Origin of the sequence: Cryptosporangium sp. NPDC048952, assembly GCF_043197895.1 — a bacterium.
Classification (GTDB): domain Bacteria; phylum Actinomycetota; class Actinomycetes; order Mycobacteriales; family Cryptosporangiaceae; genus Cryptosporangium.
This window is the reverse complement of record NZ_JBICTY010000003.1, coordinates 729,347-754,017: the sequence shown is the minus strand read 5'-3', so window position 1 is coordinate 754,017 and position 24,671 is coordinate 729,347. Positions and strand designations below refer to the sequence as shown.

Here is a 24,671-nt window from a genome sequence, read left to right as displayed (position 1 = left end):
TGGCGGCAGCCGCAGGGACGGGCAGGCGCAGCCCCGCCCGTCCCTGCGGCTTTGCTGCGGGGCCGTTAGCTTTGTAAACCAGACGTACGGATTGCAAGAATCCGGGCAGGGTGTCACGATCGGCACATGCCCAAGGTCAGCCAACTGCACCTCGACGCCCGACGGCAGGAGATCCTCGCCGGCTCCCGGGCATGTTTCGCCCGACACGGCTACGAGGGCGCAACGGTGCGGCGGCTCGAGGAAGAAACCGGCCTCTCCCGAGGCGCGATCTTCCACCACTTCCGCGACAAGGAGTCGCTGTTCCTCGCCGTCGCCGAGGACGACGCCGCCGAGATGGCAGCGGTCGTCGCCGAGCAGGGCCTCGTGCAGGTGATGCGCAATCTGCTGGACGACGAGTTCAGCCCCGAGCAAGCCGGTTGGCTCGGCACCCAACTCGAGGTGTCGCGGCGCCTCCGCACCGACAAGGACTTCGCGGCACGCTGGGCGGCCCGCTCCGAGGCGATTTCCCAGGCCACCCACGACCGCTTGGTACGTCAGCGCGAGGCCGGGGTGCTCCGCGAGGACGTCGACGTGGACACGCTCCAGCGCTTCCTGGAACTAGCCCTGGACGGCCTGGTCCTCCACCTGGCCATGGGCCGCCCAGCCGCGAAGCTGGGCACCGTCCTCGACCTGGTCGAAGAAGCAGTCCGACGCCGCTAGGCGTCGCGCTCCGACCTGGAGCCCGCCCACTAGCGGCGGGCCTGGATTACTGGTCCGCCGACGTTCAGGTCGTCCTTGAGGTTGAAGCCGGCGTCCGTCAGCTCCTCGCGGAGCTCCGCCGGCGTCACCGGCCAGGTGTAGAACTCGGTCTCGGCCTCGGAGACCGTCTCGCCCTCGGCATCGAGCACCGTGTACCGGTACTCCCACCACTGCCGCTGCCCGGCGGGCTCCCCCCGCACCGACCCGACGACCGTGTGCGCACCGACCGTCGCCCGACCGACCTCACGCGGCTGCTGCACGGCCGGTTCGGTCAGCTGCGGCTCGTCGAGCAGGAACAACCCACCGGGGACGAGCGCGTTGTGCACCCGCTCCCAGATGTCCGACCGGTACGCGGGCGGGAACGCGGGGCTCGTGTCCAGGCACACCGCCAGGTCGGCGAACTCGGCCACCGCGAACCGCTCGGCGGTCTCTGACAGCACGGTCGTGCGCGTCCGTAACGCGGGGTCCGCGGCCAACCGGGCGTAAAGCGCGGTACGCATCCCCACCGACGGCTCCACCGCCACGATCGGCACCTCGGGCAGGTTCTCGGCCAGCGCGGCCAACACCGCCCCGGTACCGGCACCCAGATCGAGAACACCCTTCCGGACTTCGCTCCGTGCCGCCGCGAGCAGCGCGGAGGTCCTGGCGGCCGACCGCTCGGCATGCAGCAGGTCGTAGTACTGCGCCGCAGCCGCGTAACCGTCCACCACTGCCCACCCCCTTCAGCTCCGACACATCTGTGCGGACCTTAAGTGCAGCGTGCAGCCTTGCGGCAGGCCCAATCCCAAATCTTGAGGCACTCATAGGACTGGGTGTCCGTTTCAACCACTTCCGGTGACGCTCGGTGAGCGCGCGGGGTGGGCGCGAGTGAGCGCGCGGTCCGCTCAGGGAGCGCGCGGGAGCGACTCCGGTGCGCGGCGGGTGCGCGGGTATGAATCCGGTCAGGGTGCAACCGTTCGGCGCCGACTAGGCATCCGTGACGAACTCGCTGCCTTCGACGACTCGCCGCCGCGTCCGTGCCCTCGGTGCCGCTCTCGCCCTGTCGGTGCTCACCGGCCTCGGTGCGGCCCCCGTCGCCGCCGCCGCGGCCACCCCGGGTGCGACGCCGGGCGCCGCGCCGGTCGCGACGCCGGTGAAGACGCCCGCCGCGGTGGCGAGCCTCCCCGCCGGTATTGAGTCGCTCGCGCCGTACGTGCCGCAGACGTCCTGCGAGTGGGTCGACAAGCCCGGCTCGATCGCGTTCGGCACGCTGCTGAAGACCACGTACCCGGACACGTCGTACGGGGTCACGCGGGGCTGCACCGGCACGATGACCAGCGAGCACTACGACGGCCGTGCCGTCGACTGGATGAACTCGATCCGCAAGCCGTCGCAGGCCGCGCAGGCCACCGCGGTGCTGAACTGGCTGTTCGCCACCGACGCGGCGGGTAACAAGTTCGCGAACGCGCGCCGGCTCGGCGTCATGTACATCATCTGGGACGGTCGGATCTGGGGTAGCTACAACCAGACCTGGAAGCCGTACTCGACGTGTGCGTCGCACCCCGAGGCCGGGTGGGACACCACCTGCCACCGTGACCACGTGCACTTCAGCCTGTCGTGGGCCGGTGCGATGAAGCGGACGTCGTTCTGGACCGGATCGGTCGCGGCGAACGACTACGGACCGTGCCGGACGTCGGACCTGAATTACGCGGCGCCCTACCGGGGCGTCAACACGACCAAGTGCACGAACTACTCGACGGTTGCGGCTCCGGCGGGGTCGAGCGCCGGGTACGCCGGTCTGGTGAAGTTCTCTGGCGCTCAGCTGCAGGCCGGTGCGAACGGGAACGCGGTGAAGGCGCTGCAGACCGGGCTCGGTCTGAGCGCGGACGGGTCGTTCGGCCCGGCGACGACCGCCGCCGTCGTCGCGTTCAAGTCGTCGCACGGCCTCCCCGCCAACGGCGTGGTCGACGCCGCAACCTGGCGCGTCCTCCTGACCACCCTCAAGCCCGCCACCGCCACGAAGCCCACAACGCCCACCGCCACCCCGGCCAAGCCGGCCGTCCCGGCCGCCAGCACCGCGAAGCCGGCTGTCCCGGCCAGCCCGGCCACGCCGGCGGCGGGTGCCGCGAAGCCGGTGGCCAAGCCGGTGAACGCGCTTGCGCAGTACCGGAACACGACGCTCAAGGTCGGCTCGAAGGGCGCGGCGGTCACCGCTCTGCAGCGGCGCCTCAAGCTACCGACGGTGACCGGAACCTTCGCCTCCAAGACCCAGGCCGCGGTCAAGACGTTCCAGCGCACGCACCGCCTCCCGGTCACCGGCGTGGTCAACCGCGCCACCTGGATCGCCCTCGGCGCGTAGCCAATCACGCACCGTAGCGGAATTCGAGCCGTCCGGATGTATCAGCCCGTCGAACGGATAGCGGCACAACACCAGAATGACGAGGAGTAGCGGCTACTAACGGTAAACTGGTGCTGATATGTCCGCATTCAGAGGCGGTTACGTGGCCGTTTTGGGCGAATTGTTAATCCTGTGAGTCCGATTAGTGCTGTTCATGATGCTTCTACAGTTGATGTCATGCAACGCACCGAACTACTCACCGTCACTCAAGGCCCCGTCTTCGTCGACTCCACCGGACGTCGTGCCCGCCGGTTACGACTCCTCGCGGTCGTTCTCTGCCTCGCCGTCGTCGCCTACCTGGGCGTCCTGGCCAGCGGACTGTTCGGCTCGTCGGTGGATCTGACCACCGCGATGCCGACGCCCACCGCGAGTGCCTCGGCAACCGCGAGTGCCAGCGCAGGCTAGTCCGGAGGGCCTGGCGTGGCGGCCAGCATCCGCCCGCCGACCAAAGGACTGCGATGCCCCGGTCCGACCACCCCCAGGACCCCACCACCGACGGGTCCACCCCAGGCACGGACTCCGGGGAGCCGCGGCCACCGGCGGCCACGCGGTTCCGACGGGGTAAGCGGCACCGCAAACCCAGCCCCCACGACCGCCAGCGCGGCGAGCGCAAGAACCGCGGCCGGGTGCCTCTCGTCATCATTCTGTTGGTTTTCCTGTGCGCGATCCTGTTCCTGAACGCGGTCGCGACCGCCTCGGTCGGAGCCTCCAGCACCGTCCACGAGGCCGGCAGTTCGGACGACGTGCCGCACCAGATCACCGACGGCGGACCGGTCATCGACACGACGCAGGGCCGCACGACCTCCTCCTTCCGCATGAAGGAGAAGACGATCGCGCTGACGTTCGACGACGGCCCGGACCCCCGGTGGACCGCGAAGATCCTCGACGTGCTGAACAAGCACGACGTCCCGGGCACGTTCTTCATGATCGGCGCACGCATCGCCGAGGACCCGGAGATGACCCGGCGCGTGCACCGCGAGGGCAACGAGATCGGAATCCACACGTTCACCCACTCGGACATGTCGACGATTCCCGCCTGGGAGCGGCGCCTGCAGTACTCGGCGACCCAGATGGCAGTGGTCGGCGCAACAGGTGACACCACGTCGCTGCTGCGGTTCCCGTACTCCTCCACCGCCGACGCGATCGACAACACGTACTGGCCGATCATCAAGGAGGCCGGCGAGCTGGGTTACGTCACAGTGGTCGCGGACGTCGACGGCGAGGACTGGGCCCGCCCGGGCGTGAAGCAGATCGTCGAGAACGCCACGCCCGAGGACGGTCGGGGCGCGACCGTGCTCATGCACGACGCCGGCGGCAACCGCGCCGAGACCGTCGCAGCGCTCGAGATCTACATCCCGAAGATGCGGAAGCTCGGCTACACGTTCACGACGCTGTCCGAGGGCATCGACTTCGGCGACACGAACGTCACCGCCACCGTGCACCGCGCCGCGACGGGCAGCGAACTGCTGCGTGGCCGCGCGGTGCTGTACGGCATCTGGCTGGCCCACCAGTTCGTCCTCTGGTGCACGGTGCTCATCCTCGTCGTCGGCGTCCTGACGATCGGCCGGCTCGCGCTGATGCTCCTGCTGACGGTGCGGCACCTGATCAAGCGCCGGAAGGGTTACCCGACGCCGGTCACGCTGCCGGTCACCGTCGTCGTGCCGGCGTACAACGAGAGCGCCGGTATCGAAGCCGCGGTGCGATCGCTGGTCGCGTCGGACTATGTGGGTCGGGACGCGGACGGGAACCAGGTGCCGGTCAAGGTCGTCGTCGTGGACGACGGCTCCACCGACCGCACCGCGGACCTGGTGGAGGCGCTCGGACTACCGAACGTCAAGGTCATCCGGGTCGCGAACGGCGGCAAGGCCCGCGCGCTGAACATCGGCACCGCGGAGACCGACTGCCCGATCGTCGTCATGGTCGACGGTGACACGCTGTTCGAGCCGGGTTCGGTCAGCGCGCTCACCCGGCCGTTCGCCGACCCGTCCGTGGGTGCGGTGGCCGGGAACGTGAAGGTCGGCAACCGCCGCAGCCTGCTGGGACGCTGGCAGCACATCGAGTACGTCACCGGCTTCGCGGTGGACCGCCGGGCCTACGAGATCATGCGCTGCATGCCGACGGTGCCCGGCGCGATCGGCGCGTTCCGGCGCGAGGCGCTCGAGCAGGCCGGCGGCGTCAGCGACGACACGCTCGCCGAGGACACCGACCTGACGATGGCGCTGAGCCGGGCCGGGTGGCACGTCGTCTACCAGGAGGAAGCGCGGGCCTGGACCGAGACCCCGGCCACGATCGGCCAGCTCGCCACCCAGCGCTACCGGTGGACGTACGGCACGATGCAGGCGATGTGGAAGCACCGCGGCGCGTTCCTCGACCGCGGGCCGTCCGGCCGCTTCGGACGGATCGGGCTGCCGTTCCTGGCGCTGTTCGGCGTCGTGCTGCCGCTGCTGGCGCCGCTGATCGACATCTTCCTCATCTATGGCCTGCTCTACTACGACACCACGCTCACGGTGCTGGGCTGGCTCGGCATGCTGGCCGTCCAGCTGGTCATCGCGGTGGTGGCGTTCCGTCTCGACAAGGAGCCGCTCTGGCCCCTGTGGGCGTTTCCGCTGCAGCAGATCGTCTACCGGCAGTTGATGTACGTGGTTCTGATCCAGTCGGTCACCACCGCGCTCACGGGTGCGCGCCTGCGCTGGCAAAAACTCAGACGGACCGGAGACGTTCAGACGGTGCCCCGCTGAACGTCTCGTAGAGCGACGCGTACAGGCCGCCCGCGGCGATCAGGGAGTCGTGGGTGCCGCGTTCGACGATGCGGCCCTGATCGACGACGAGGATCAGGTCGGCGTCGCGGACCGTGGAGAGCCGGTGCGCGATCACCAGCGCGGTGCGGTCGGTCAGCGCCTCGTCCAGGGCTTGCTGCACGGCGCGCTCGGAATCGGCGTCGAGGTGGGCGGTCGCCTCGTCCAGGATGACGACGCCCGGCGCCTTGAGGAGCAGCCGGGCGATCGCCAACCGCTGCTTCTCACCACCGGAGAGCCGGTGGCCGCGCTCACCCACGACCGTGTCGAGACCGTCCGGGAGCGACCGCACGAGGGTCGCGATCCGGGCGCGGTCGAGCGCGTCCCAGAGCCGCTCCTCGGTGGCGTCCGGCCGGGCGAACAGCAGGTTGGCGCGGATCGTGTCGTGGAACAGGTGCGCCTCCTGCGTGACGACGCCGACCGTGTCCCGCAGCGAGGCCGTCGTCGCCTCCCGCACGTCCACGCCTCCGACGAGCACCGCTCCGCTGTCGACGTCGTACAAGCGCGGTACCAGGGACGAGATCGTGGTCTTCCCGGCTCCGGAAGGGCCGACGAGCGCCACGAGCTGGCCCGGGCGGGCCTCGAAGTCGATGTCGTGCAGCACCTGGGTGCGTGGGGCGCTGTCGAGGACCGCGACGTCCTCCAGCGAGGCCAGCGACACCTCCTCGGCGGCCGGGTAACTGAACGACACGCTCCGGAACTCGACGCTGCGCGCGTTCGCGGGGATCGTCTCGGGGCCCGGCGTGAGGGCCGGCTCCAGGTCCAGCACCTCGAAGACCCGGTCGAAGCTCACCAGCGCGCTCGCCACGTCGAGCTGGACGTTCGACAGCGCGGTCAGCGGCCCGTAGAGGCGCGTCAACAGCAACGCCAGGCTGACGACGGTGCCGGCGGACAGGTTCCCGGCCAGCGCCAACCAGCCGCCCGCGCCGTAGACCAGCGCCGTGGCCAGTGCGGCGACCAGCGTCAACGCGGCGAAGAATGCGCGGGAGTACACGGCGGAGAGCACACCGACGTCGCGGACCCGTGCGGCGCGGCGGCTGAACGCCTCCTCCTCGTCCTCCGGACGGCCGAACAGCTTGACCAGCATCGCGCCGGCGACGTTGAAGCGTTCGGTCATCGTCGTGTTCATCGACGCGTTGAGCTCGGCCGCTTCGCGGGTGATCGACGCCAGTCGGCGCCCGACCCGCCGCGCGGGTAGCACGAACACCGGCAGGAGGACCAGCGCGGCGAGCGTGATCTGCCAGGACAGCGTCAACATGACGGCCAGCGTCAGCACCAGCGCGATGACGTTCGAGACCACTCCGGACAGCGTCGACGTGAACGCCCGCTGCGCGCCGATCACGTCGTTGTTCAGGCGGCTGACCAGCGCGCCGGTCTGCGTCCGGCTGAAGAACGCGACCGGCATGCGCTGCACGTGGGAGAACACGCTGCTGCGCAGCGACAGGATGATGCCTTCGCCGATGCGCGACGAGAACCAGCGGCCGACCATCGACAGGACCGTGTCGAACACGGCGAGACCGGCGATGACCAGCGCGACGGTGACCACGGTGCTGCGGGGTCCGCCCCGGCTGATCGCGTCGACGACCCGGCCGGCGAGAAGCGGTGTGATGACCGCGATCACGGACGAGACGACGGTCGCGGCGAGGAAGACGACGATGTCGCGTCGGTAGGGCTGCGCAAACGCGAGGATCCGCTTCCAGGTGCCGGGCGGAAGCTTGCGCTGGTCACCGCGGTCACGGCGCAGTGCCCGCATCATCTCGAGCGCGGCCATCGGTTGGGTCATGGCCGTGTAACGCTGTAATCACGTGCCGGATTCCGGGTCGCCGGCCTTCGTCCGGATCGCCGACGGACGGGGGCGCTGGAAGGATGGGACGCGTGCGCCTGGCGACTTGGAACGTGAATTCGGTGACCGCGCGGCTCCCCCGGCTGCTCGAGTGGTTGGCCGAGACCAAACCGGACGTCCTCTGCCTGCAGGAGATCAAGACCACGACCGAGGCGTTCCCGTCCGAGGCGGTGGCCGAGCTCGGGTACGAGACGGCCGCGTTCGGCAACGGGCGGTGGAACGGGGTGGCGATCCTGTCGCGGGTCGGGCTGGACGACGTCACGCGAGGACTGGTCGACGAGCCCGGTTTTCCCGACCAGGAGACCCGGGCTATCGGGGCGACCTGTGGCGGGGTGCGGGTGTGGTCGATCTACGTGCCGAACGGGCGGGAGCCTACTAATCCGCATTACGAGTACAAGTTGGCGTGGTTTGCGGCTTTGCAGCGGACGGTGGCCACTGAGCTCGGCGCTGGGCCGTTCGTGGTGACCGGTGACTTCAACGTCGCTCCCACGGACGACGACGTGTGGGATCCGGCCCTGTTCGTGGAGTCCACGCACGTCACTCCGCCCGAGCGGGCAGCGCTGGCCTCGCTCCGGGAGGCCGGTCTGGTCGACGTGTTCCCGCGTCCGCTGAAGTACGACCACCCGTTCACGTACTGGGACTACCGCGCGGGCGCGTTCCCCAACAACAAGGGCATGCGCATCGATCTGTTCTACGCCGACGCCACGCTGGCGGCCGCGGTGACCGACGCGTACGTGGACCGGAACGCTCGCAAGGGCAAGGGCCCGTCGGACCACGCGCCGGTAGTAGTCGACGTCTCCACACCGCTCCCGGCGTCGTAGCCCGGGCACGGCCCGGGCACGGCCCGGGGCACGGGGCACCGCCCGGGGCACGGGGCACCGCCCGGGGCACGGGGGCACGGCCCGGGGGCGAGGCCCGGGGCGGGGCGGACGCCGCGGGGCGGTGCGGGGTGCGGGCCGGCGTGGGGCGCAGCCGTCGCAGGTCAGTCCGCGGCGGAGGGGCGGGTCAGGCGGGCGAAGGATTCGCGTTCGGCGGCGGCTTGGTCGCGGGGGGCGCGCAGGTGCGCGTAGAGGGCTTTGGTTTCGGTGAGGGTGGCGCGGTCGGTGGCCAGGAGGCCGGCGACCAGCTCGTCGGTGGCGGCGGGAAGGTCCGAGCCGGGGACCACGCGGGTCGCCAGCCCAAGACGCTCGGCCTCGGCCGCGGCCACGGACCGGCCGGTGAGCGCGAGTTCGGCCGCTCGGCCGGCCCCGATCAGGGCGGCGAGACGACTGGTCACCCCCAGCAGTGGCGGGTCGCTGAGTGCGAACGACGCATCATGTGCCACCAGACGCAGGTCGCACAGGAGGGCGAGTTCGACGGCCGGCCCGCTGAGCCGACCCCGTGCGGTGGCCACGGTCACCGTGTCGGCCCGCCTGAACCACGCCACCGCGTCCTGGAAACTCGCGAGGACCGCGTCGCACTCCTCTTCGGACAGACCACTGAGAACACTCCCCGCAACGGAATCATCACTCGCGGCAACCGACCCCTCGAGCTCCACCACCACCACCCGAACGTCCCCGGACAGCCCTCGACCGGTGGCAGCGAGCGCTTCCAGCGCCGAAACCGCGTTTCCGTCCCATCGGCAGACGTTGCCCACGACAACGGTCAGAACGCCCTGCCGATCGACGTCCACCCAGCTCACCCCACCCGATCGCACCTGTTCGGATCGAGACTACGCACCGTCAAGGATGAGCGAACGTTGCCGGTTAGGTGTCCGAACGGACTGAACTGTCACCTCCAGATCGTGAGTCACACACCGAACGCTTTACCCTGAAAGCCATGGCTCCCGGCTATCGGTATGACGACGCCCGCTCCAGCGGTGGGATGTACGACCTTCCCCGCGGTGCGGACGCTGATGCGACGGCCTACCGTCAGCCGCGTTCGTCCGAGGGTGACGCGTACCGTCCGCGTGGCCGTTCCGGCTCCGAGCCAACCCGTCAGCCGCCCCTTCCGCCGGGCCCGCCCGCCCCGCCGCGCCAGTCCCGCGACCGTTACGACGACGAGGGCTACGGTGACCGCCGTTCCGACACCGGCCGTCGCGGGGACGACCGGTACGACGAGCGACCCGTCCGCCCCTCCCGCGACGACCGTCCCGCCACCGACCGCAACACCTTCGACGACCGCGCCGGCCGAGACGACCGCATCGCCGGCGACCGCGCCGGTAGTGACCGCATGGGCAGCGACCGGGGCGCCACCGACCGCATCGGCACCGAGCGGGGCGCCGCTGACCGGGGCGGCTACGACGAACGCGGCGGCAGCGACCGCGTCGGACGCGATGACCGCAGCGCGCGCGACGAGCGCGGTGGGCGCGACGACAGGGCTTCCCGCGACGAGCGGGGTGGTGCGCGCGAGGAGCGGGCTCCGTACGACGAGCAGGCCCGCTATGACGACCGCGGCGGACGCGACGAGCGCGGTGGCTACGACGACCGCTCCGCCCGCGACGACCGCGGCAGCTCGCGCGACGACCGCCCCAGCTTCGACGACCGCGGGTACGACGGCGCGGGTTACGACCGCGGCGGACGCGACGAGCGCTCCGGGCGCGGTGACCGGTCCGGCCGCGACGACCGCGGGTACGACGGCGGCGGGTACGAGGAGCGGGCCCGCTTCGACGACCGCGGCGGACGCGACGACCGTGCGGGACGCGACGACCGCGGTAGCCGCGACGACAGGGGCGGACGCGACGAATTCGGTGGCCGTGACGGACGCGGCTCGCGCGATGACCGCGGTGGCTTCGACGATCGAGGCGGCCGCGATGACCGCGGTGGCCGCGATGATCTCGGGGGCCGTGACGGACGCGGGGCCCGCGACGATCGTGGTGGCCGGGACGACCTCGGTGCCCGCGACGGGCGTGGCGCGCGCGACGACCTCGGTGCGCGGGACGGGCGTGGTCGAGACGATCGGGGTCGAGACGATCGGGGTCGAGACGATCGGGGTCGGGACGAGCGGGGCGGGTACGACGACCGGGGCGGGTACGACGACCGCGGGCGGGGGCGTCGGGACGAGTACGGCGACCGGGGGCGGGACCGCGACCGGGCCGCGTACGACGATCGGGGTGGGTACGACGACCGGGGCCGTGGCCGGGGTGGCTACGACGACGAGCCGGAGCAGGCAACGAGGCGCGTCCGCCCGGAGGACCTGGGCCTCCCGGCCCTGAACCGCCGCGACGCGCCCCCGTCCGGCCCGGAAACCCGGCCGATCCCGGCCGCACGCCCGCCGGCCGACGGTCCGCCGCCGCGCCGCGACATCCCGGTCCCCCCGCCGGAGATCGACTCCGAGTCGACGATGATCCTCCCCAAGGCCACGGACCGGTCCCCTCTCGACCGCGCGTTACGCGACGAGGACGACCAGGCCACGCAGATGTTCATCCCGCGGCCGTCCTCGGGCGCCGCGGGCGGCCCCCCGCCGCCCGGCCACGGCGGAGCGGCGGGCCTTGGCGCGGCAGGCCTCGGCGCGGCAGGCCTCGGCGCGGCAGGCCTCGGCGCGGCAGGCCTCGGCGCGACCCGGGTCGGCGGCCCACCCGCCAACGACGCCGCCACCCAGATGATCCGGCGCCCGGAAGAGATGCCGCTGATCGAGGGTCTGCCGGCCGGCAGCGACGACCAGGCCACGCAGATGTTCAACCGGCCCGACGACCTGCGCCCGGTCTTCGTCGACAGCAGCGGTAAGCGGCAGAAGCGCCTCAAGCTGCTGTTCCGCCTCATCGGCATCATCGCGCTGCTGTTCCTGATCGGCATCATCGTCAGCCTCGTCGCGGGGCCGGACGTCATGAAGAGCACGATCGGCGAGAAGGACGAGAAAACTCCGTCGCCGTCCGTGTCGGTGACGTCCGCGCCGGCGAAGGCGCGGCCGTCTGCGTCGGCCTCCGCGGCGGCGCCCGCGCCGGTGGCTACCCGGAAGACTCAGGCGACCGATCCCACTCCGTCGGCCGCGGCCCCGCCACCTGCTGCGACGGAGGAGGAAGAGGAGCCCGAGCCGACTGAGGCTGCTCCAACTCGGACGCGCACTCGCAGCACGTCTCCCGAGGCGAGCGAAGGCACGCCGGGCGACCCGACCGCGTCGGAGAACCCGCGGCGCGGCGGCGGAAACAACGGGTGAATTCTGCTGGGGGCATTGTTATTGCCCCCAGTGGAAGTTGTCGATAAGTGGGACATTTCAGGGTACGGGGTTGGTTGAGAACGTTCGGGAACGCATAGCCTGGGGGCATGCCTCTCGTCCCTACCGACGACACCACAGGCGTCGCTCCGGCGTTCTGGACCCCTTCGATTCCGAAGTCGACCAGACCTGACGAAGCGCAGCAACCCACCCCCACCCCGCCCCCGCGTGGCGCGCCCCGCGAGGACGCCACGCCCGCATCCGCCGCAGGCATCCAAGCCCGCTTCACGATCACGGGCCCGACGCCCACACCCCACACCCCGGCCGCGCGTGCGCAGAGCGTGGACGCGCTGACCCAGCCCTCGGACGCACCAGAACCGAGCGCAGCGGCGCACGGCGCGAAGGCGTTAGGCACGGACGCGAGGCTCGCGAACGCGACGGCACGCGACACAGACGCAGACCCCGCGGGCGCGACGGCGTCGGACGCCGACGCGAGGCCCGCGACCGCGGAGACGCGCGTCACCGATGCGGACCCCGCTGGCGCGAAAGCGCGCGGCACGGATGGCGACTCCACCGGCGCGAAGGCGCGCGGCACGGATGGCGACTCCACCGGCGCGAAGGCGCGCGGCACGGATGGCGACTCCACCGGCGCGGAGACGCGCGACACCGATGCGGAACCCGCCGGCGCGGAGTCGCGTGGCGTGGCTGGCGAGTCCGCCGGCGCGGAGGCGCGTGGCGTGGGGGCGGGACCTGCGGAGGTGGAGGTCAATCCGACTGCCGATACGCAGGCTTTGCGGCGGATCGGAGATGAGGCGTTACCGGTCTTCCTCGACACCACCGGGCGTCGGCGACGGCGGTTGCGGGCGTTGCTGTGGCTGGTGAGCCTCGCTGGTCTCACCTATGCCACGGTGCTGGTGTTGAGCCTGCTGTCCGGTCACAGCACGCAGTCCTTGGCTTCGCCGGAGTACCGGCCGGAAGGCCACTCCCCCGCCGCGACCGGTGCGCCGGTCGCCAGCGAGCAGGCAGCTATCCCCCGCACCGGCGCCCCCGTCGGGCAGGCCCCCGCCGCGCAACCCGACCCCGCGCGACCCAGCGCGGCCACCACCTCACAAGCGACACCCCGAAAAGCCGGCGCTCAGAACACCCCTGCGGCATCCGCGAAGCCCAGCCCGGCCCAGGCATCCGCGAACCCCAGCACCCCGCCGGCCCCGGCGAACTCCGGACCCACGAACCCCGCGCCGGCGAACCCGTCCACACCGGCCAGTGCCGCCCCCTCCGCCAGCGACGGCGGCATCGTCGAGGACCTCCTCGACACCCTGTTCCCCTGGACCTCGTGAGCCCAATTTCACCCCTCGCATATGGCCGGTCACTCATAGTAACTATGTGTCACACACCCGACACAAATGAACTGTGAGTTACCTGATAGCCAAACTCGTTACCCCATCTCGGATTTGTCCGATCTAAGCCTCAATTGGGCGGTGACTTTGTCCGTATACCACCCTTACTACCCCTTACTGACAGTGAGCTCAACAAGCTCTAATCAGTCATTACTGTCGAATCCGTGAACCCTGTCGCCCCCTCCGACGTCACTCAGCGTCTCGAACCGATCAGTGACGAACTCAGCTCCAACGCCCCGGTCTTCCTCGACACCACCGGCCGTCGCCGCCGTCGAGTCCGCTTCGTGGGTGTGGTCGTCTCCAGCGCCTGCCTGCTCTACATCGGACTCTTAGCCTTCAGCCTCTTCACCGGCAGCTCGGTCGGGTTGAACACCCTGTTCCCCGACGGTCAGCGGGCCGTCGGAACCGATGCCTCGGCCGAGCCCACCACGTCGCCGGCCGCGTCCAAGAAGGCCACCACCTCGTCCGAGACGAGCAGTCAGCAGCCGGTCACCGCCCGTAGCGTCGAGCCGCGCGCCACTGCGACGGTCAAGCCGTCGCCGACGAAGGCCGTCGTCACCCCGAGCACCCAGCCGGTCGCGAACGACCCGACGACCGCACCGACGACCGCCCCCACCACGGCACCCACGGCGGCTCCGACGACCACGGCACCCACCACGGCCCCCACGACCGCCCCTGCGCCGTCCACAGCGCCCTCCGGCGTCACCAACGACGCCCCGGGCACCGGAGCAGGCGCCAACGACGCCCCGGGCACGGGAGCGGGCGCCAACGACGCCCCCGGAACGGGAGCAGGCGCCACGACTCCGTAGAGCCACACCGACCACCCGTCAGAGCCGGGCGACAACCCACACGACGAAGGGCCTCACCCCCGCGGGGGTGAGGCCCTTCGTCGTGAGAAGGAACCGATCAGGCCAACGACACCAGTTCCATCAAATCGTCCGACCAGTTGTCCTCCACCCCATCGGGCAGCAGGATCACCTTCTCCGGCTTCAACGCCTCGACCGCCCCCGGGTCGTGCGTCACCAGCACCACAGCCCCTGTGTACGTGGTCAGCGCGTCCAGCACCTGGATCCGGCTCGCCGGGTCGAGGTTGTTCGTCGGCTCGTCGAGCAGCAGGACGTTCGCCGCCGAACTCACCAGCCCGGCGAGCGCCAGCCGCGTCTTCTCGCCGCCCGACAGCACCCCGGCCGGCTTGTCGACGTCGTCCCCCGAGAACAGGAACGCACCGAGCAACCGCCGGATTTCACCGTCGGAACTGTCGGGCGACGCCGACCGCATGTTCTCCAGCACCGTGCGCTCCGTGTCGAGCGTCTCGTGCTCCTGGGCGTAGTACCCCATCTTCAACCCGTGCCCGGGCTCCACGGAGCCGGTGTCGGGCTGCTCCATCCCCGAGAGCAGGCGCAGCAGCGTCGTCTTCCCGGCGCCGTTCAGCCCGAGGACCACGACGCGCGTGCCCCGGTCGACAGCCAGATCGACGTCGGTGAAGATCTCGAGGGATCCGTAGCTCTTGGAGAGCCCGGACGCCGTGAGCGGAGTGCGCCCGCAGGGCGCGGGCGTGGGGAACCGCACCTTCGCGACCTTGTCGGAGACCCGCTCCTCGGCGAGCCCCGCCAGCAGCTTCTCGGCCCGCTTCGCCATGTTCTGGGCGGCGGTGGCCTTGGTGGCCTTCGCGCGCATCTTGTCGGCCTGGGTCATCAGCGCGCCGGCCTTCTTCTCGGCGTTGGCGCGCTCGCGCTTGCGGCGCCGCTCGTCGGCCTCACGCTGCGCGTGATAGGCCTTCCATCCGAGGTTGTACTGGTCCACCTCGGCGCGGTTGGCGTCCAGATACCAAACTTTGTTGACGACGGCGTCGAGCAGGTCGCCGTCGTGCGAGATGACGATCAGGCCGCTCTTGTGGCCCTTGAGGTAGTCGCGCAGCCAGGTGATGGAGTCGGCGTCGAGGTGGTTGGTCGGCTCGTCCAACAGCAGCGTCTCGGCGTCGGAAAACAGAATCCGAGCCAGTTCGACGCGGCGGCGCTGACCACCGGACAGCGTGCGGAGCGGCTGACCGAGCACCCGGTCGGGCAGGCCCAGGTTCGCGCAGATGCGGGCGGCGTCGCTCTCGGCGGCGTAACCACCGAGTGCCGCGAACTGGTCCTCCAGGCGGCCGTACCGGCGGACCAGCTTGTCGCGGTCGTTGTCGGTGACGGCCTCGGCCATCGCGACCTGCACCTTGTCCATGTCGTGCAGCAGGACGTCGAGCCCGCGGGCGGAGAGAACACGGTCGCGGGCGGTGACGTCGAGGTCGCCGGTACGGGGATCCTGCGGGAGGTAGCCCACCTCACCGCGTCGGCTGACCTCGCCCGCGTACGGGAGGCCCTCGCCGGCCAGCACCTTGAGCGTCGTCGTCTTACCGGCGCCGTTGCGCCCCACCAGGCCGATCCGGTCACCCGGCTGGACGCGCAGCGTGGTGTCGGAGAGCAGGATGCGCGCACCCGCGCGCAGCTCGAGGCCGGTAACGGTGATCACTGAACTATTCCTCGCAGACGGACGGGCCGGACGGACACAAGGCGAGGGTCGGTCTACGAGCGCACAGAACCATTCTACCCGGCCGCCCCGAACGAATTCGGAGGCAGTGATCCCGGTAGGTTGGCACCGCCTCCGGCCGGGTACCGGATCGGCGGTGGTTAGGACCGCTTCGCCTAGGACGGTGCGAACGATGGACTTCGACGACGACGCCAACCTGGATCTCTCCCAGGTCGAGGACGCAAGGGGCGGCGGCGGAGGCGGCTTCGGCGGCGGCCCGATGGTCATCGGCGGTGGTGCACTGGGGCTGATCGTCACTGTGGTGCTCGCCCTGCTCGGCTACAACACGCTCGGCAGCGACTCGTCGTCGAGCCCGGCGCCCAGCAGCTCGGCGAACCTCGCGCAGGAGTGCGCGACGAGCAACCAGCAGCGGTTCGAGCTCGTCCAGTGCCGGCAGGTCGCGGTCTTCGACGACCTGCGTGACTACTGGGCCACCGACGGCACCAAGGCGCTCGACGCGCAGTATCAGGACCCGAAACTGCGGTTCTTCACGCAGTCCGTCAATACCGCGTGCGGCAACGCCACGTCCGCCGTCGGGCCGTTCTACTGCCCCGGTGACCAGCGCATCTACATCGATCTCGGGTTCTACGACGAACTGGCGCAGCGCTTCGGCGCGCCCGGCGAGTTCGCCCAGGCGTACGTGCTGGCGCACGAGTTCGGTCACCACATCCAGTACCTGAGCGGCTTCGAGAGCGAGATCCGCAAGCTGCAGCAGCAGAACCCGACCAAGGAGAACCAGTACTCGATCGCGCTGGAGCTGCAGGCCGACTGCTACGCCGGGGTGTGGACCGCGAACGCCACGGGCGGTGCGCAGAGCCTGATCGAGGGTGTCTCGCAGGAGGACATCAAGTCCGCGATCGGCGCCGCCGAGGCCGTCGGTGACGACCGCATCCAGGAGCAGGCGGGTGGCCAGGTGAACCCCGAGACGTGGACGCACGGCTCGGCTGCCCAGCGCGAGCAGTGGTTCGACGTCGGCCGCAACAGCGGTGACCCGCAGTCGTGCAACACGCTCAAGCAGGCGTGAGGTTCGTCATGGGTGGGCCGTGAGGCCCACCCGAAACCTCGTGTAGCGGCGCACAGGTTCGAGGCTCCGACCGGCTCCAGGCTTGAGTCATGGCCAACAACGCGCTGTCGAACTTCGTAGCCGACTCGATGTCGTTCACCTCGGCACCGACCGTCCGCCGGGAACTGGCGGTCACCGTCTCCACGCTGATCATCCTCGGCGTGGCGTGGATCTTCGTGGACAACCAGGGGTTCCTGACGGTCTTCAGCATCGTGGTCGCCGCCTACCTGGCGATCCGCCTCGTGCTGTCCGCTCGCAAGCAGGCCTCCGCGAAGGCGGGCCCGCGATGAGTGCCGTCGACGTCCGCGACCTGACCCGTACCTACAAGTCCGGCGCCGAGGCCGTCCGCGGCATCAGCTTCTCCGTGCAACCCGGGCAGGTGTTCGGCCTGCTCGGTACGAACGGCGCCGGCAAGACCTCCACGATGGACGTCATCGCGGGGCTCGCCGCGCCGACCAGCGGGACCGTCCGGGTACTCGGTCACGACCCGATCCGGGAGCGCCGCGCGATCCGGCACCGCACTGGCGTCGTCCTGCAGTCGGGCGGCTTACCCGGCGAACTGACCGTCTCCGAGGCCGTGCGGATGTGGGCCGGCACGATGCGTGCACCCCGTCCGGCCACCGAGGCGATCGAGGCCGTCGACCTGGTCGAGCGCGTCGACGTGCCGATCAAGAGCCTCTCCGGCGGTGAACGCCGTCGCCTGGACCTCGCGATCGCACTGCTCGGCCGTCCCGAACTGCTCATGCTGGACGAGCCGACGACCGGGCTCGACGCGGAGAGTCGCCGCCGGATCTGGACGCTGATCCGCGAACTGGTCGACAACGGCACCGCGGTGCTGCTCACCACGCACCATCTGGAGGAGGCCGAGGAGCTCTCCGACGCGCTCGCGATCCTCCACCGCGGCCGCATCGTCACCGAGGGAACGCTCGACGAGGTCGTCGGCACCTACCGCGCGGAGATCCGCTGGGGTTCGGCGGTCGGCCGGCCTCCGGCCGGCGTCCTCGATGGTGGCGAGGCCGTCGAGACCGAAGGCAGGCACGTCGTCATCCGCACCGGCAACCTGCAGCGGACGCTCAGCCGCGTGCTGCGGTGGGCCGAGGACGACGGTCTCGCGCTGCCCGAACTGCGCGCCACGCCCGCGTCGCTGGAGACCGCGTTCCTGGCAGTGGCCCGCGCCGACGAACCCGCCGCCCACGAGCTCGAGGGAGCTGTCCGATGACTGCCGCGCTGACTCGCACCTATTCACTGGGGCGCGCCGAGGTACTGCTGCTGCGCCGCAACAAGACGCTGCTGTTCACCGCCGTGCTGGTGCCGCTGGGGCTCGTCGCCGCGCTCGCGAGCGCTCAGGACGGGCGGATGGACGACGAAGCCGCCGCGGACATGGTGAGCCTGTTCACCGGCATGGTGCTGCTGTTCGTCGTCTACTACACGGTGCTGAGCGCGTCGGTCGCGCGCCGGGAAGAAGGCGTGTTGCAACGGCTGCGCACCGGTGAGGCCGGCGACGCTGAGATCCTGGGCGCGCTCGCGCTGCCCGGCACGGTGGTCGCGCTCGCCCAGGTGGTGTTGTTCGCGGTGGTCGGTGCCCTGGTGCTGGACCTGCCCGCACCGTCGAACCCGCTCGTCGTCCTGGTGGCGGTGGTGCTGGGCGCGGTGATGCTGGCGATCGTCGGGCTGCTCACCGCGGTGATCTCGCGGACCGTCGAGTCGGTGCAGATCACCAGCCTGCCGGTGCTCGCGCTGTTCCTGTTCGGTGCGGGTCTGGCGGTTCCGCTGGACGTGATGCCCTCGACGCTGGCCCGGATCTGCGAGTTCACTCCGCTCGCGCCGGTGCTCGAGCTGACGCGCAACGGCTGGCTCGGTGAGGGCGACCTGGCGGGGACGGCCGGGCAGATCGGCATCGTGCTGGGCTGGATCGTGCTCGGGTCTCTGCTGGTGCGAGCCTCGTTCCGCTGGTCGCCCCGGGCATGATCGGGGCATGAGCGTAGGGCGATGGTGGCGGGAAACCGACGATCTCGGCCGGGTGACGCTGTACACGCGCGGTTCCCTGCTCCCGTTGCTGCTGATCGGGCCGCTCGTCATCCTGTCGGTGCCCTCCGTGCGGTCGAACGAGCTCCCGGAGCCGGTGGTGCTGGGGCTCACCGCCGCCGTGCTGGGCATGTCCGTGGTCTCCGCGTTCATCGTCGACCGGCAGATCCTCGGCAGGCCGTTGACCCGCACCTATGTCGCGCTCCTCGCCACGGCCACGCTGATCTCGGCGGTGGTCGTGGCGCTGCTCCCGATCGGGGACGCCCGCGGCGTCGGCCTCCTGCTGATCGCCGCGTTCGCGATCGCCCCGTTCGGGGCGCTGGGAGCGCGGTACTACGTGCCGATCGGCCTGGGGATGGTCGGTGCGATCGCGCTCCAGTCGGCGGTGCTGGACCAGCCACCGCTTCTCGTCGCGCTGATCGTCCAGATGTCGTTCTTGCTGTTCACGGTGGCGGTCGCGGCGCAGCTGTCGATCTGGCTGGTGAACCTCGTCCGGCGGCTGGCGGACGCGGATCGGACGCGGGCGGAACTCGCGGTCGCCGAGGAGCGGTTGCGCTTCGCCCGCGATCTGCACGACATCGTCGGGCGGGACCTGTCGGCGATCGCTGTCACCAGTGACCTGGTCGCCGAGCTGGCCCGGCGCGGACGCCCGGAAGCCGCGGAGCGGGCCGAGGAGGTGCGGACGATCGCGCAGGACTCGCTGCGTCAGGTCCGGGAGGCGGTTCGCGGGTACCGGGCGATCGATCTGCGGACCGAGCTCGAGGGGTCGGCGGCGCTGCTCCGGTCGGCAGGGGTGACGAGCAAGGTCAGCGCCGAGGTCGGGGTGTTGCCGGACGACGTCCGGACCGCGACGGCGTGGGTGGTGCGGGAAGGCGTGACGAACGTGGTGCGGCACTCGACGGCCACGCTGTGCCGGATCGAGGTGCGGGAAGAAGGGGGCACGGTGCGGGTGCGGATGGAGAACGACGGCGCTTCGGGGCCGCTCGGGCAGGGCTCGGGGCTGGTCGGGCTCGCCGAGCGCCTCCGCCCGCTCGGGGGTTCGCTCTCCTTCGAACAGCGCGAAGGCTCGTTCGTCCTCACCGCCGAGCTCCCGATCGGGCGGGCGGGCAGCGGCGCGGGAGCCGACGGCTCGGGCGCGGGCGCCGGCGGCTCGGTGGCCGAGGGTGAGCGGGAGGTGTCGGCATGATCCGGGTGTTGTTGGCCGACGACGAGAACCTGGTGCGTAGTGCGATCGCCGGGCTGCTGGACCTGCAGGACGACCTGCTGATCGTGGCGCAGGCCGCGTCCGGCACCGAGGCGATCGCGATGGCACGCAAGGAGCTGCCCGACGTGGCGGTGCTCGACCTGCAGATGCCCGGTGCCGACGGGCTCGCCGCGGCCGCACAGATCCACGCCGACGTCCCGGGCTGCGCGACGATGGTGCTGACCAGCCACGGCCGCCCCGGTTACCTCAAGCGCGCACTGGAGATCGGCGTGCGCGGCTTCCTGCCGAAGACGTCGTCCGGCTCGGTGCTCGCCGCCGCGATCCGCACGGTCGCCGGTGGCGGCCGGTACGTCGATCCGGAGCTCGCCGCGGACGCGATCGCAGCCGGCGCGAGCCCGCTGACACCCCGCGAGGCCGACGTCCTGGAACTCGCCGCGGACGGCGCGACGGTCGAGGAGATCGCGGTGCGGATCTCGCTCTCCCCGGGCACCGTGCGCAACCACCTCTCGTCGGCGACCGGCAAGCTCGGCGCCCACAACCGCCACGAGGCGGTCGCCGCCGCCCGACGCTCGGGCTGGATCTGACGCTTACATCACCTGCGACCTTATCGAATATCGATGCTATTGATTTTCGATAAGGGAGACGGTCATGAGACGACGACGAGGCCACCTCGCGGAGTTCGAGATCTTGTTGATCGTGGCGCTCGCGGTGTGCGGGGTGTCGCTGCTGGTGGCCGTGGAGAGCCCGACCCGGTTCGCACCGCCCGGCGGGGTGATCCGTTCTCGACGTCGAACGTCCGGCGGCTCGCGGTGACCGGCTGGTTGCTGCTGGTGGGGAGCGCGGTGGCGTTCGTGCTGGAGTTCGTGGCCGTGACCGAGCTGGCTTCGAGCGTTTCCGATGAGCTCACCGGCAGCGCGACCTACTCGTTCCTGTGGGCGTTCTCCAGCCTCGGGTTCCTGGCCATCGCCGAGGTACTCAAGCGCGGGCGTGCGCTGCAGGCCGAGCTCGCCGAGGTGATTTGATGCCGCCTGACGAGCAGCACCGGGTCAAGGTCCACATCGATCGGTTGCTCGCCGAACGCGGGATGACGCTCACGGAGCTGGCGGGCAAGGTCGGGATCACGTTGGCGAACCTTTCGATCCCGAAGAACGGGCGCGCGCGGGCGGTCCGGTTCAGCACGCTGATCGCGCTGTGCGAGGTACTGGACTGTCAACCCGGTGATCTGTTCACGGTGCCACCCGAATGACCACGGCTCGGAAGGTTTGCGGGGTGGCTTCGAGGATTGTTCGGCGGGGGTCGGGGACGGTGAGGAAGCGCTCGACGGCTCGCTCTCGCAGCGGGGCGAGGTTGGTGAGGGCGGCGTCCACCGCGGCCTTGTCGCCGCCGAGAACGATCGCGTCGAGCGTGTCGAGCTCAGGGAGCAGCACGCGTTCCGCGACGGCCGCGGCCGCCTCGGTGAGCTGGCGCGCCTGGCCCTCGCGCCGGCGTGCGAACCGTTGCTGCGACCAGCCGCCGGCCTTGTTGCGGCCGTGCACCTGCCGGGTGTCGACCTTGGACGCCACGAGCTTCGTACCCTCGAAGATGCCCGCCGCGTATCCCCCGAGCCGAACGAGCAGCACCCCCACCCGCCGATCCCGTTCCGCGTGCGCGAGGAGCACCTCCACCGGGTCCCGCTGCCCGATCGCGAGCGGCGGAAACGGCGGGTGACACTCCGCAACAGCCCCGTCCACGCCGTACACAGTGACGACCGAAGCGCGCCCCGCCTGCACGCCGCCCGCATTCGCGCGGCCCCCCTCCACGCGGCCGGCTTCCGGGCCGCTCGGGGCGGCGAAATCGTGGTCTCCCGACCCGGCGGAATCGGCGCCGCTCGGGGCGGCGGCGTCGGAGCCGCCGGGCTCGACGCGGTCGAGGCCGTGGCGCTCGGTGAAGCCGGCTAGCCAGCGTTCGAGACGCTCGGGTGGGACGTCCACCCAGCGCCCTCCCCCCGCAGCCGGTCGACTCGCCATGCCCGCACCCTACGGCGTGCCGCGGCGACTGCTCAGGTAGGCCAGCACGGCCAGCACACGGCGGTGGTGCTCCCCCGTGTCGGGGATCGCGAGTTTGCCGAAGATGCTGCGCATGTGCGACTCGACCGTCCGCTCGGCCAGATGTAGTCGCCCGGCGATCGCCGCATTCGAATGCCCCTCCGCGACCAGCGCCAACACCTCGTTCTCCCGCACCGTGAGCGACCGCAACGGCACCGGACGCCGCGCCAGCAACGCCCCCACCACCTCCGGATCGAGCGCCGATCCCCCATCGGCCACCCGCCGGACCGCCTCGAGGAAGTCGTCGACCCGAAGAACCCGGTCCTTCAGCAGGTACCCGAACCCACCACTCGCCACCAGTGCCACCGAGTGCCGCGTCTCCACGTGCTGCGACAGCAGCATCATCGGCAGCACCGGACGACGCTCCCGGAGCTCCCGCGCGGCCCGCGCGCCGTCGTCGGTCATCGTCGGCGGCATCCTGACGTCGATCACCGCGAGTTCCGGCTCGTGCGTCTCCACCCCGGCGACCAGTGCGTCGGCATCCCCCACCTGCGCGACGACGTCGTGCCCCGCCTCGGCGAGCAGCCGCACCAGGCCCTCCCGGAACAGCACCGAATCGTCAGCGACCAGTACGCGCACAGTCGATCTCCACGGTGACGGTGGTGCCTTCGCCCGGCGGACTGTGCACCTCGAGCTCTCCCCCGACCGCCGCGACCCGGTCACGCACCGACGGCAGGTCGGTCGCGGCGCCCCCGATCCCGTCGTCGGACACCTCGACCCGGAGGACGTCAGCGACCGAGGTCACGGCGATCCGCACCCGGTCGGCGTCCGCGTGCTTCAGCGCGTTGGCGTAGGCCTCCGCGACCAGGTAGTACACGGTCGTCGCGACGGTGTCCGACGACCGCACGTCGTCCACGGCGAGCTCCACGCGCACCGGGCTGTCGGCCACCAGCGCCCGCAGCGCGACCGCCAGCCCGTCGCCGAGCAGGCTCGGGCGCAACCCCTGCGCCAGCCGCCGCAGCTCTGCGATCGTCGCTTCCAGCGACTCCACCGCCGCGTCCAGCTCCCGCACCGGTTCGCCGGTCAACGTCCGCTGCAACGAACGCAACCGCATTCCGACGGCGACGATGCGCTGCTGCGCACCGTCGTGCAGGTCCCGTTCGAGCTTGCGCCGCTCTTCCGCGCCGGCGCGGAGCAACCGTTCGCGGCTCGCACTGACCTCGCGTACAGCGTCGCGAAGATGCAGTTGAAGGCGGGAGACCTCGATGGGGAGGCGCGCCTCGACAGCGGCCTGACGGGCGCGGCGCAACCGCCGGGCGGAGACCGTGCCGAGCGCCAGGGCGCCGACGTCGGCGTCTCCCGACCGCAGCGGGATCGCGTGCTCCGGGAGTGGGGTCCGGTCGGCTCCGGGAGCGTGGAGGAGGAGCCGCAGGCCGGGGTCGTTGAGCACGTCGCGGAGGACGTTCTCGGTCTGCTCCGGGAGCGCGGTGCCGTCGCGGACCTGCCCGACGAACGTGCGCAGACGGGCGGTCAGCACGTACCGGTCGCGGTCGACGAGGCGGCCGACGGTCTCGGACAACCGGCGGTGCAGCGGCTGCAGTGCCAGCGCGGTGACGAACGCGGCGCCGGTGCCGCCCAGCCCGCTGTCGGTGCCGAGCGCTCCGGCCGCCGCGACGACCCCGGCGAACACCGCAGCCGACACCACGGTCGTGAGCAGCCAGGACAGCGATTCACCGAGCAGCCGATCGACGTCGAACAAGTCGTAGGCGAGCACCGCGACGCCGACCGCGGCGGGGACGGCGAGCAGCATCGCGAGCAGGAAGCCGGCGTAGGCGACCCCGGGCGAGGCGCCGAACGACTGCGCCACCCAGCCCGCGGCCAGCAGCACCGGGACGGTTCCGGCGCCGAGCACGAGCCAGCGCAACTGCCTGTGGGTGACGTCGTCGCCGCGGCGGTACCGCAGGACGAGCGAGGTCACGGCCGCACCGAGCGCGGCCAGGCAGCTGCCGAAACCGAGCACGGTGGCGGTGACGAGAGCCGGCACCGGGCGCGGGTCCGCGGCGAACGATCCCGCGATCGTGACGACGAGTCCGGCGGCGCCGGTGAGCCAGGCGACCCGTCGCCAGCCCGGCAGCAACCCGCTGGGAAACACCAGGCAGAGGGCGACGAAACCGGCGAGGTTCCAGACCCAGACGCCGGGCGAGACCACCCCGACGATGCTCGCCGCGGGCCAGGACGACTCACCCCAGTTCTCGACCGCGAACGTAGCGGCGGGTGCGGCGCCGACCCAGGACAGTGCGGGTCCGACCGGGTTGTCCGGCACGCGGACGCCGAGCAGGGTGCCGAGTACGACCGGCACCGCCAGGACGGCCAGCGCGACGGCGGTGACCGGTACCGGATCGCCGTGGCCCTGCAGTGAATACGTCAGTTGGCCCGCCGCGCCGGCGAGGAAGAGCAGCACGGGCGGCAGGGTTGCCCGGCGCACCGGGAACCGAGCCACCATGCGGTC

Annotated in this window: 24 protein-coding genes; 17 read left to right on the top strand and 7 right to left on the bottom strand. The window is 71.1% G+C overall.

The annotated features are described in order from the left end of the window. Positions 1 to 126: 126 nt before the first annotated feature. Positions 127 to 699: a helix-turn-helix domain-containing protein gene (locus ACGFY5_RS19555; RefSeq protein WP_392721588.1), complete on the top strand. Its 573-nt coding sequence runs from the start codon at positions 127 to 129 to the stop codon at positions 697 to 699. A 29-nt stretch (positions 700 to 728) separates the two neighbouring features. On the opposite strand, the gene ACGFY5_RS19550 is transcribed toward ACGFY5_RS19555, so the two are convergent. After that, a complete protein-coding gene (locus ACGFY5_RS19550) occupies positions 729 to 1,445 on the bottom strand; it encodes a class I SAM-dependent methyltransferase (protein ID WP_392721586.1) in 717 nt (238 codons plus the stop codon). 269 nt (positions 1,446 to 1,714) lie between these two features. Here ACGFY5_RS19550 and ACGFY5_RS19545 point away from each other — a divergent pair, with 269 nt between their 5' ends. The 3 genes from ACGFY5_RS19545 (at position 1,715) to ACGFY5_RS19535 (ending at position 5,853) form a co-directional block, all read left to right on the top strand. Beyond that, complete coding sequence (locus ACGFY5_RS19545; RefSeq protein WP_392721583.1) at positions 1,715 to 3,076, top strand: peptidoglycan-binding protein; 1,362 nt, start codon at positions 1,715 to 1,717, stop codon at positions 3,074 to 3,076. A gap of 216 nt (positions 3,077 to 3,292) precedes the next feature. Then, positions 3,293 to 3,520 carry a hypothetical protein gene (locus ACGFY5_RS19540; RefSeq protein ID WP_392721581.1) on the top strand — a complete coding sequence of 76 codons (228 nt, stop codon included), beginning with the start codon at positions 3,293 to 3,295 and terminating at the stop codon, positions 3,518 to 3,520. Positions 3,521 to 3,573: 53 nt separating this feature from the next. Beyond that, positions 3,574 to 5,853: a bifunctional polysaccharide deacetylase/glycosyltransferase family 2 protein gene (locus ACGFY5_RS19535; RefSeq protein ID WP_392721580.1), complete on the top strand. Its 2,280-nt coding sequence runs from the start codon at positions 3,574 to 3,576 to the stop codon at positions 5,851 to 5,853. Here ACGFY5_RS19535 and ACGFY5_RS19530 read toward each other — a convergent pair. After that, the gene (locus ACGFY5_RS19530) at positions 5,816 to 7,693 is read right to left on the bottom strand and encodes an ABC transporter ATP-binding protein (protein ID WP_392721578.1); all 1,878 of its coding nucleotides are present in this window, start codon (positions 7,691 to 7,693) and stop codon (positions 5,816 to 5,818) included. The genes ACGFY5_RS19535 and ACGFY5_RS19530 overlap by 38 nt on opposite strands. Before the next feature lie 92 nt (positions 7,694 to 7,785). Here ACGFY5_RS19530 and ACGFY5_RS19525 point away from each other — a divergent pair, with 92 nt between their 5' ends. Then, positions 7,786 to 8,574, top strand: coding sequence for an exodeoxyribonuclease III (locus ACGFY5_RS19525; RefSeq protein ID WP_392721576.1), 789 nt, complete (start codon positions 7,786 to 7,788; stop codon positions 8,572 to 8,574). Between the two features lie 161 nt (positions 8,575 to 8,735). Here ACGFY5_RS19525 and ACGFY5_RS19520 read toward each other — a convergent pair whose 3' ends face one another. Continuing rightward, entirely contained in the window at positions 8,736 to 9,425 is a 690-nt protein-coding gene (locus ACGFY5_RS19520) for an enoyl-CoA hydratase/isomerase family protein (RefSeq protein WP_392721574.1), read from the bottom strand. Between the two features lie 146 nt (positions 9,426 to 9,571). Between ACGFY5_RS19520 and ACGFY5_RS19515 the strand changes: the two genes are divergently transcribed. The 3 genes from ACGFY5_RS19515 (at position 9,572) to ACGFY5_RS19505 (ending at position 14,090) form a co-directional block, all read left to right on the top strand. After that, positions 9,572 to 11,887: a hypothetical protein gene (locus ACGFY5_RS19515; protein ID WP_392721572.1), complete on the top strand. Its 2,316-nt coding sequence runs from the start codon at positions 9,572 to 9,574 to the stop codon at positions 11,885 to 11,887. Positions 11,888 to 11,994: 107 nt separating this feature from the next. After that, a complete protein-coding gene (locus ACGFY5_RS19510; RefSeq protein WP_392721570.1) occupies positions 11,995 to 13,221 on the top strand; it encodes a hypothetical protein in 1,227 nt (408 codons plus the stop codon). A gap of 224 nt (positions 13,222 to 13,445) precedes the next feature. Further along, positions 13,446 to 14,090: a hypothetical protein gene (locus ACGFY5_RS19505; RefSeq protein ID WP_392721569.1), complete on the top strand. Its 645-nt coding sequence runs from the start codon at positions 13,446 to 13,448 to the stop codon at positions 14,088 to 14,090. 97 nt (positions 14,091 to 14,187) lie between these two features. Here the strand turns inward: ACGFY5_RS19505 and ACGFY5_RS19500 are convergent, their stop codons facing one another. Next, positions 14,188 to 15,789, bottom strand: coding sequence for an ABC-F family ATP-binding cassette domain-containing protein (locus ACGFY5_RS19500; protein ID WP_392721567.1), 1,602 nt, complete (start codon positions 15,787 to 15,789; stop codon positions 14,188 to 14,190). A 190-nt stretch (positions 15,790 to 15,979) separates the two neighbouring features. Here ACGFY5_RS19500 and ACGFY5_RS19495 point away from each other — a divergent pair, with 190 nt between their 5' ends. From ACGFY5_RS19495 to ACGFY5_RS19455, 9 genes are all read left to right on the top strand, one after another. Further along, the gene (locus tag ACGFY5_RS19495) at positions 15,980 to 16,870 is read left to right on the top strand and encodes a neutral zinc metallopeptidase (RefSeq protein WP_392721565.1); all 891 of its coding nucleotides are present in this window, start codon (positions 15,980 to 15,982) and stop codon (positions 16,868 to 16,870) included. Between the two features lie 89 nt (positions 16,871 to 16,959). Next, on the top strand, positions 16,960 to 17,199 hold the full coding sequence (locus ACGFY5_RS19490; RefSeq protein ID WP_392721563.1) for a hypothetical protein: 240 nt from the start codon (positions 16,960 to 16,962) through the stop codon (positions 17,197 to 17,199). After that, complete coding sequence (locus ACGFY5_RS19485; RefSeq protein WP_392721561.1) at positions 17,196 to 18,128, top strand: ABC transporter ATP-binding protein; 933 nt, start codon at positions 17,196 to 17,198, stop codon at positions 18,126 to 18,128. Before ACGFY5_RS19490 ends, ACGFY5_RS19485 begins: the two co-directional genes overlap by 4 nt. Continuing rightward, a complete protein-coding gene (locus ACGFY5_RS19480) occupies positions 18,125 to 18,877 on the top strand; it encodes an ABC transporter permease (protein ID WP_392721559.1) in 753 nt (250 codons plus the stop codon). The genes ACGFY5_RS19485 and ACGFY5_RS19480 overlap by 4 nt, the downstream gene beginning before the upstream one ends. Before the next feature lie 7 nt (positions 18,878 to 18,884). Further along, on the top strand, positions 18,885 to 20,120 hold the full coding sequence (locus tag ACGFY5_RS19475; protein WP_392721557.1) for a sensor histidine kinase: 1,236 nt from the start codon (positions 18,885 to 18,887) through the stop codon (positions 20,118 to 20,120). Then, a complete protein-coding gene (locus tag ACGFY5_RS19470; RefSeq protein WP_392721554.1) occupies positions 20,117 to 20,722 on the top strand; it encodes a response regulator in 606 nt (201 codons plus the stop codon). Before ACGFY5_RS19475 ends, ACGFY5_RS19470 begins: the two co-directional genes overlap by 4 nt. Positions 20,723 to 20,786: 64 nt before the next feature. Beyond that, positions 20,787 to 20,951 carry a hypothetical protein gene (locus ACGFY5_RS19465; RefSeq protein ID WP_392721553.1) on the top strand — a complete coding sequence of 55 codons (165 nt, stop codon included), beginning with the start codon at positions 20,787 to 20,789 and terminating at the stop codon, positions 20,949 to 20,951. Beyond that, positions 20,948 to 21,160, top strand: a complete 213-nt coding sequence (locus tag ACGFY5_RS19460; RefSeq protein ID WP_392721551.1) for a hypothetical protein — start codon at positions 20,948 to 20,950, stop codon at positions 21,158 to 21,160. Before ACGFY5_RS19465 ends, ACGFY5_RS19460 begins: the two co-directional genes overlap by 4 nt. After that, positions 21,160 to 21,384: a helix-turn-helix domain-containing protein gene (locus ACGFY5_RS19455; RefSeq protein ID WP_392721550.1), complete on the top strand. Its 225-nt coding sequence runs from the start codon at positions 21,160 to 21,162 to the stop codon at positions 21,382 to 21,384. The genes ACGFY5_RS19460 and ACGFY5_RS19455 overlap by 1 nt, the downstream gene beginning before the upstream one ends. Here ACGFY5_RS19455 and ACGFY5_RS19450 read toward each other — a convergent pair. From ACGFY5_RS19450 to ACGFY5_RS19440, 3 genes are read right to left on the bottom strand one after another with little or no spacing between them, the layout of a single operon-like run. Next, entirely contained in the window at positions 21,365 to 22,144 is a 780-nt protein-coding gene (locus tag ACGFY5_RS19450; protein ID WP_392721548.1) for an acVLRF1 family peptidyl-tRNA hydrolase, read from the bottom strand. The genes ACGFY5_RS19455 and ACGFY5_RS19450 overlap by 20 nt on opposite strands. A gap of 9 nt (positions 22,145 to 22,153) precedes the next feature. Then, positions 22,154 to 22,801: a response regulator transcription factor gene (locus tag ACGFY5_RS19445; RefSeq protein ID WP_392721547.1), complete on the bottom strand. Its 648-nt coding sequence runs from the start codon at positions 22,799 to 22,801 to the stop codon at positions 22,154 to 22,156. Beyond that, complete coding sequence (locus ACGFY5_RS19440; RefSeq protein ID WP_392721545.1) at positions 22,782 to 24,665, bottom strand: sensor histidine kinase; 1,884 nt, start codon at positions 24,663 to 24,665, stop codon at positions 22,782 to 22,784. The genes ACGFY5_RS19445 and ACGFY5_RS19440 overlap by 20 nt, the downstream gene beginning before the upstream one ends. Positions 24,666 to 24,671 lie beyond the last annotated feature (6 nt).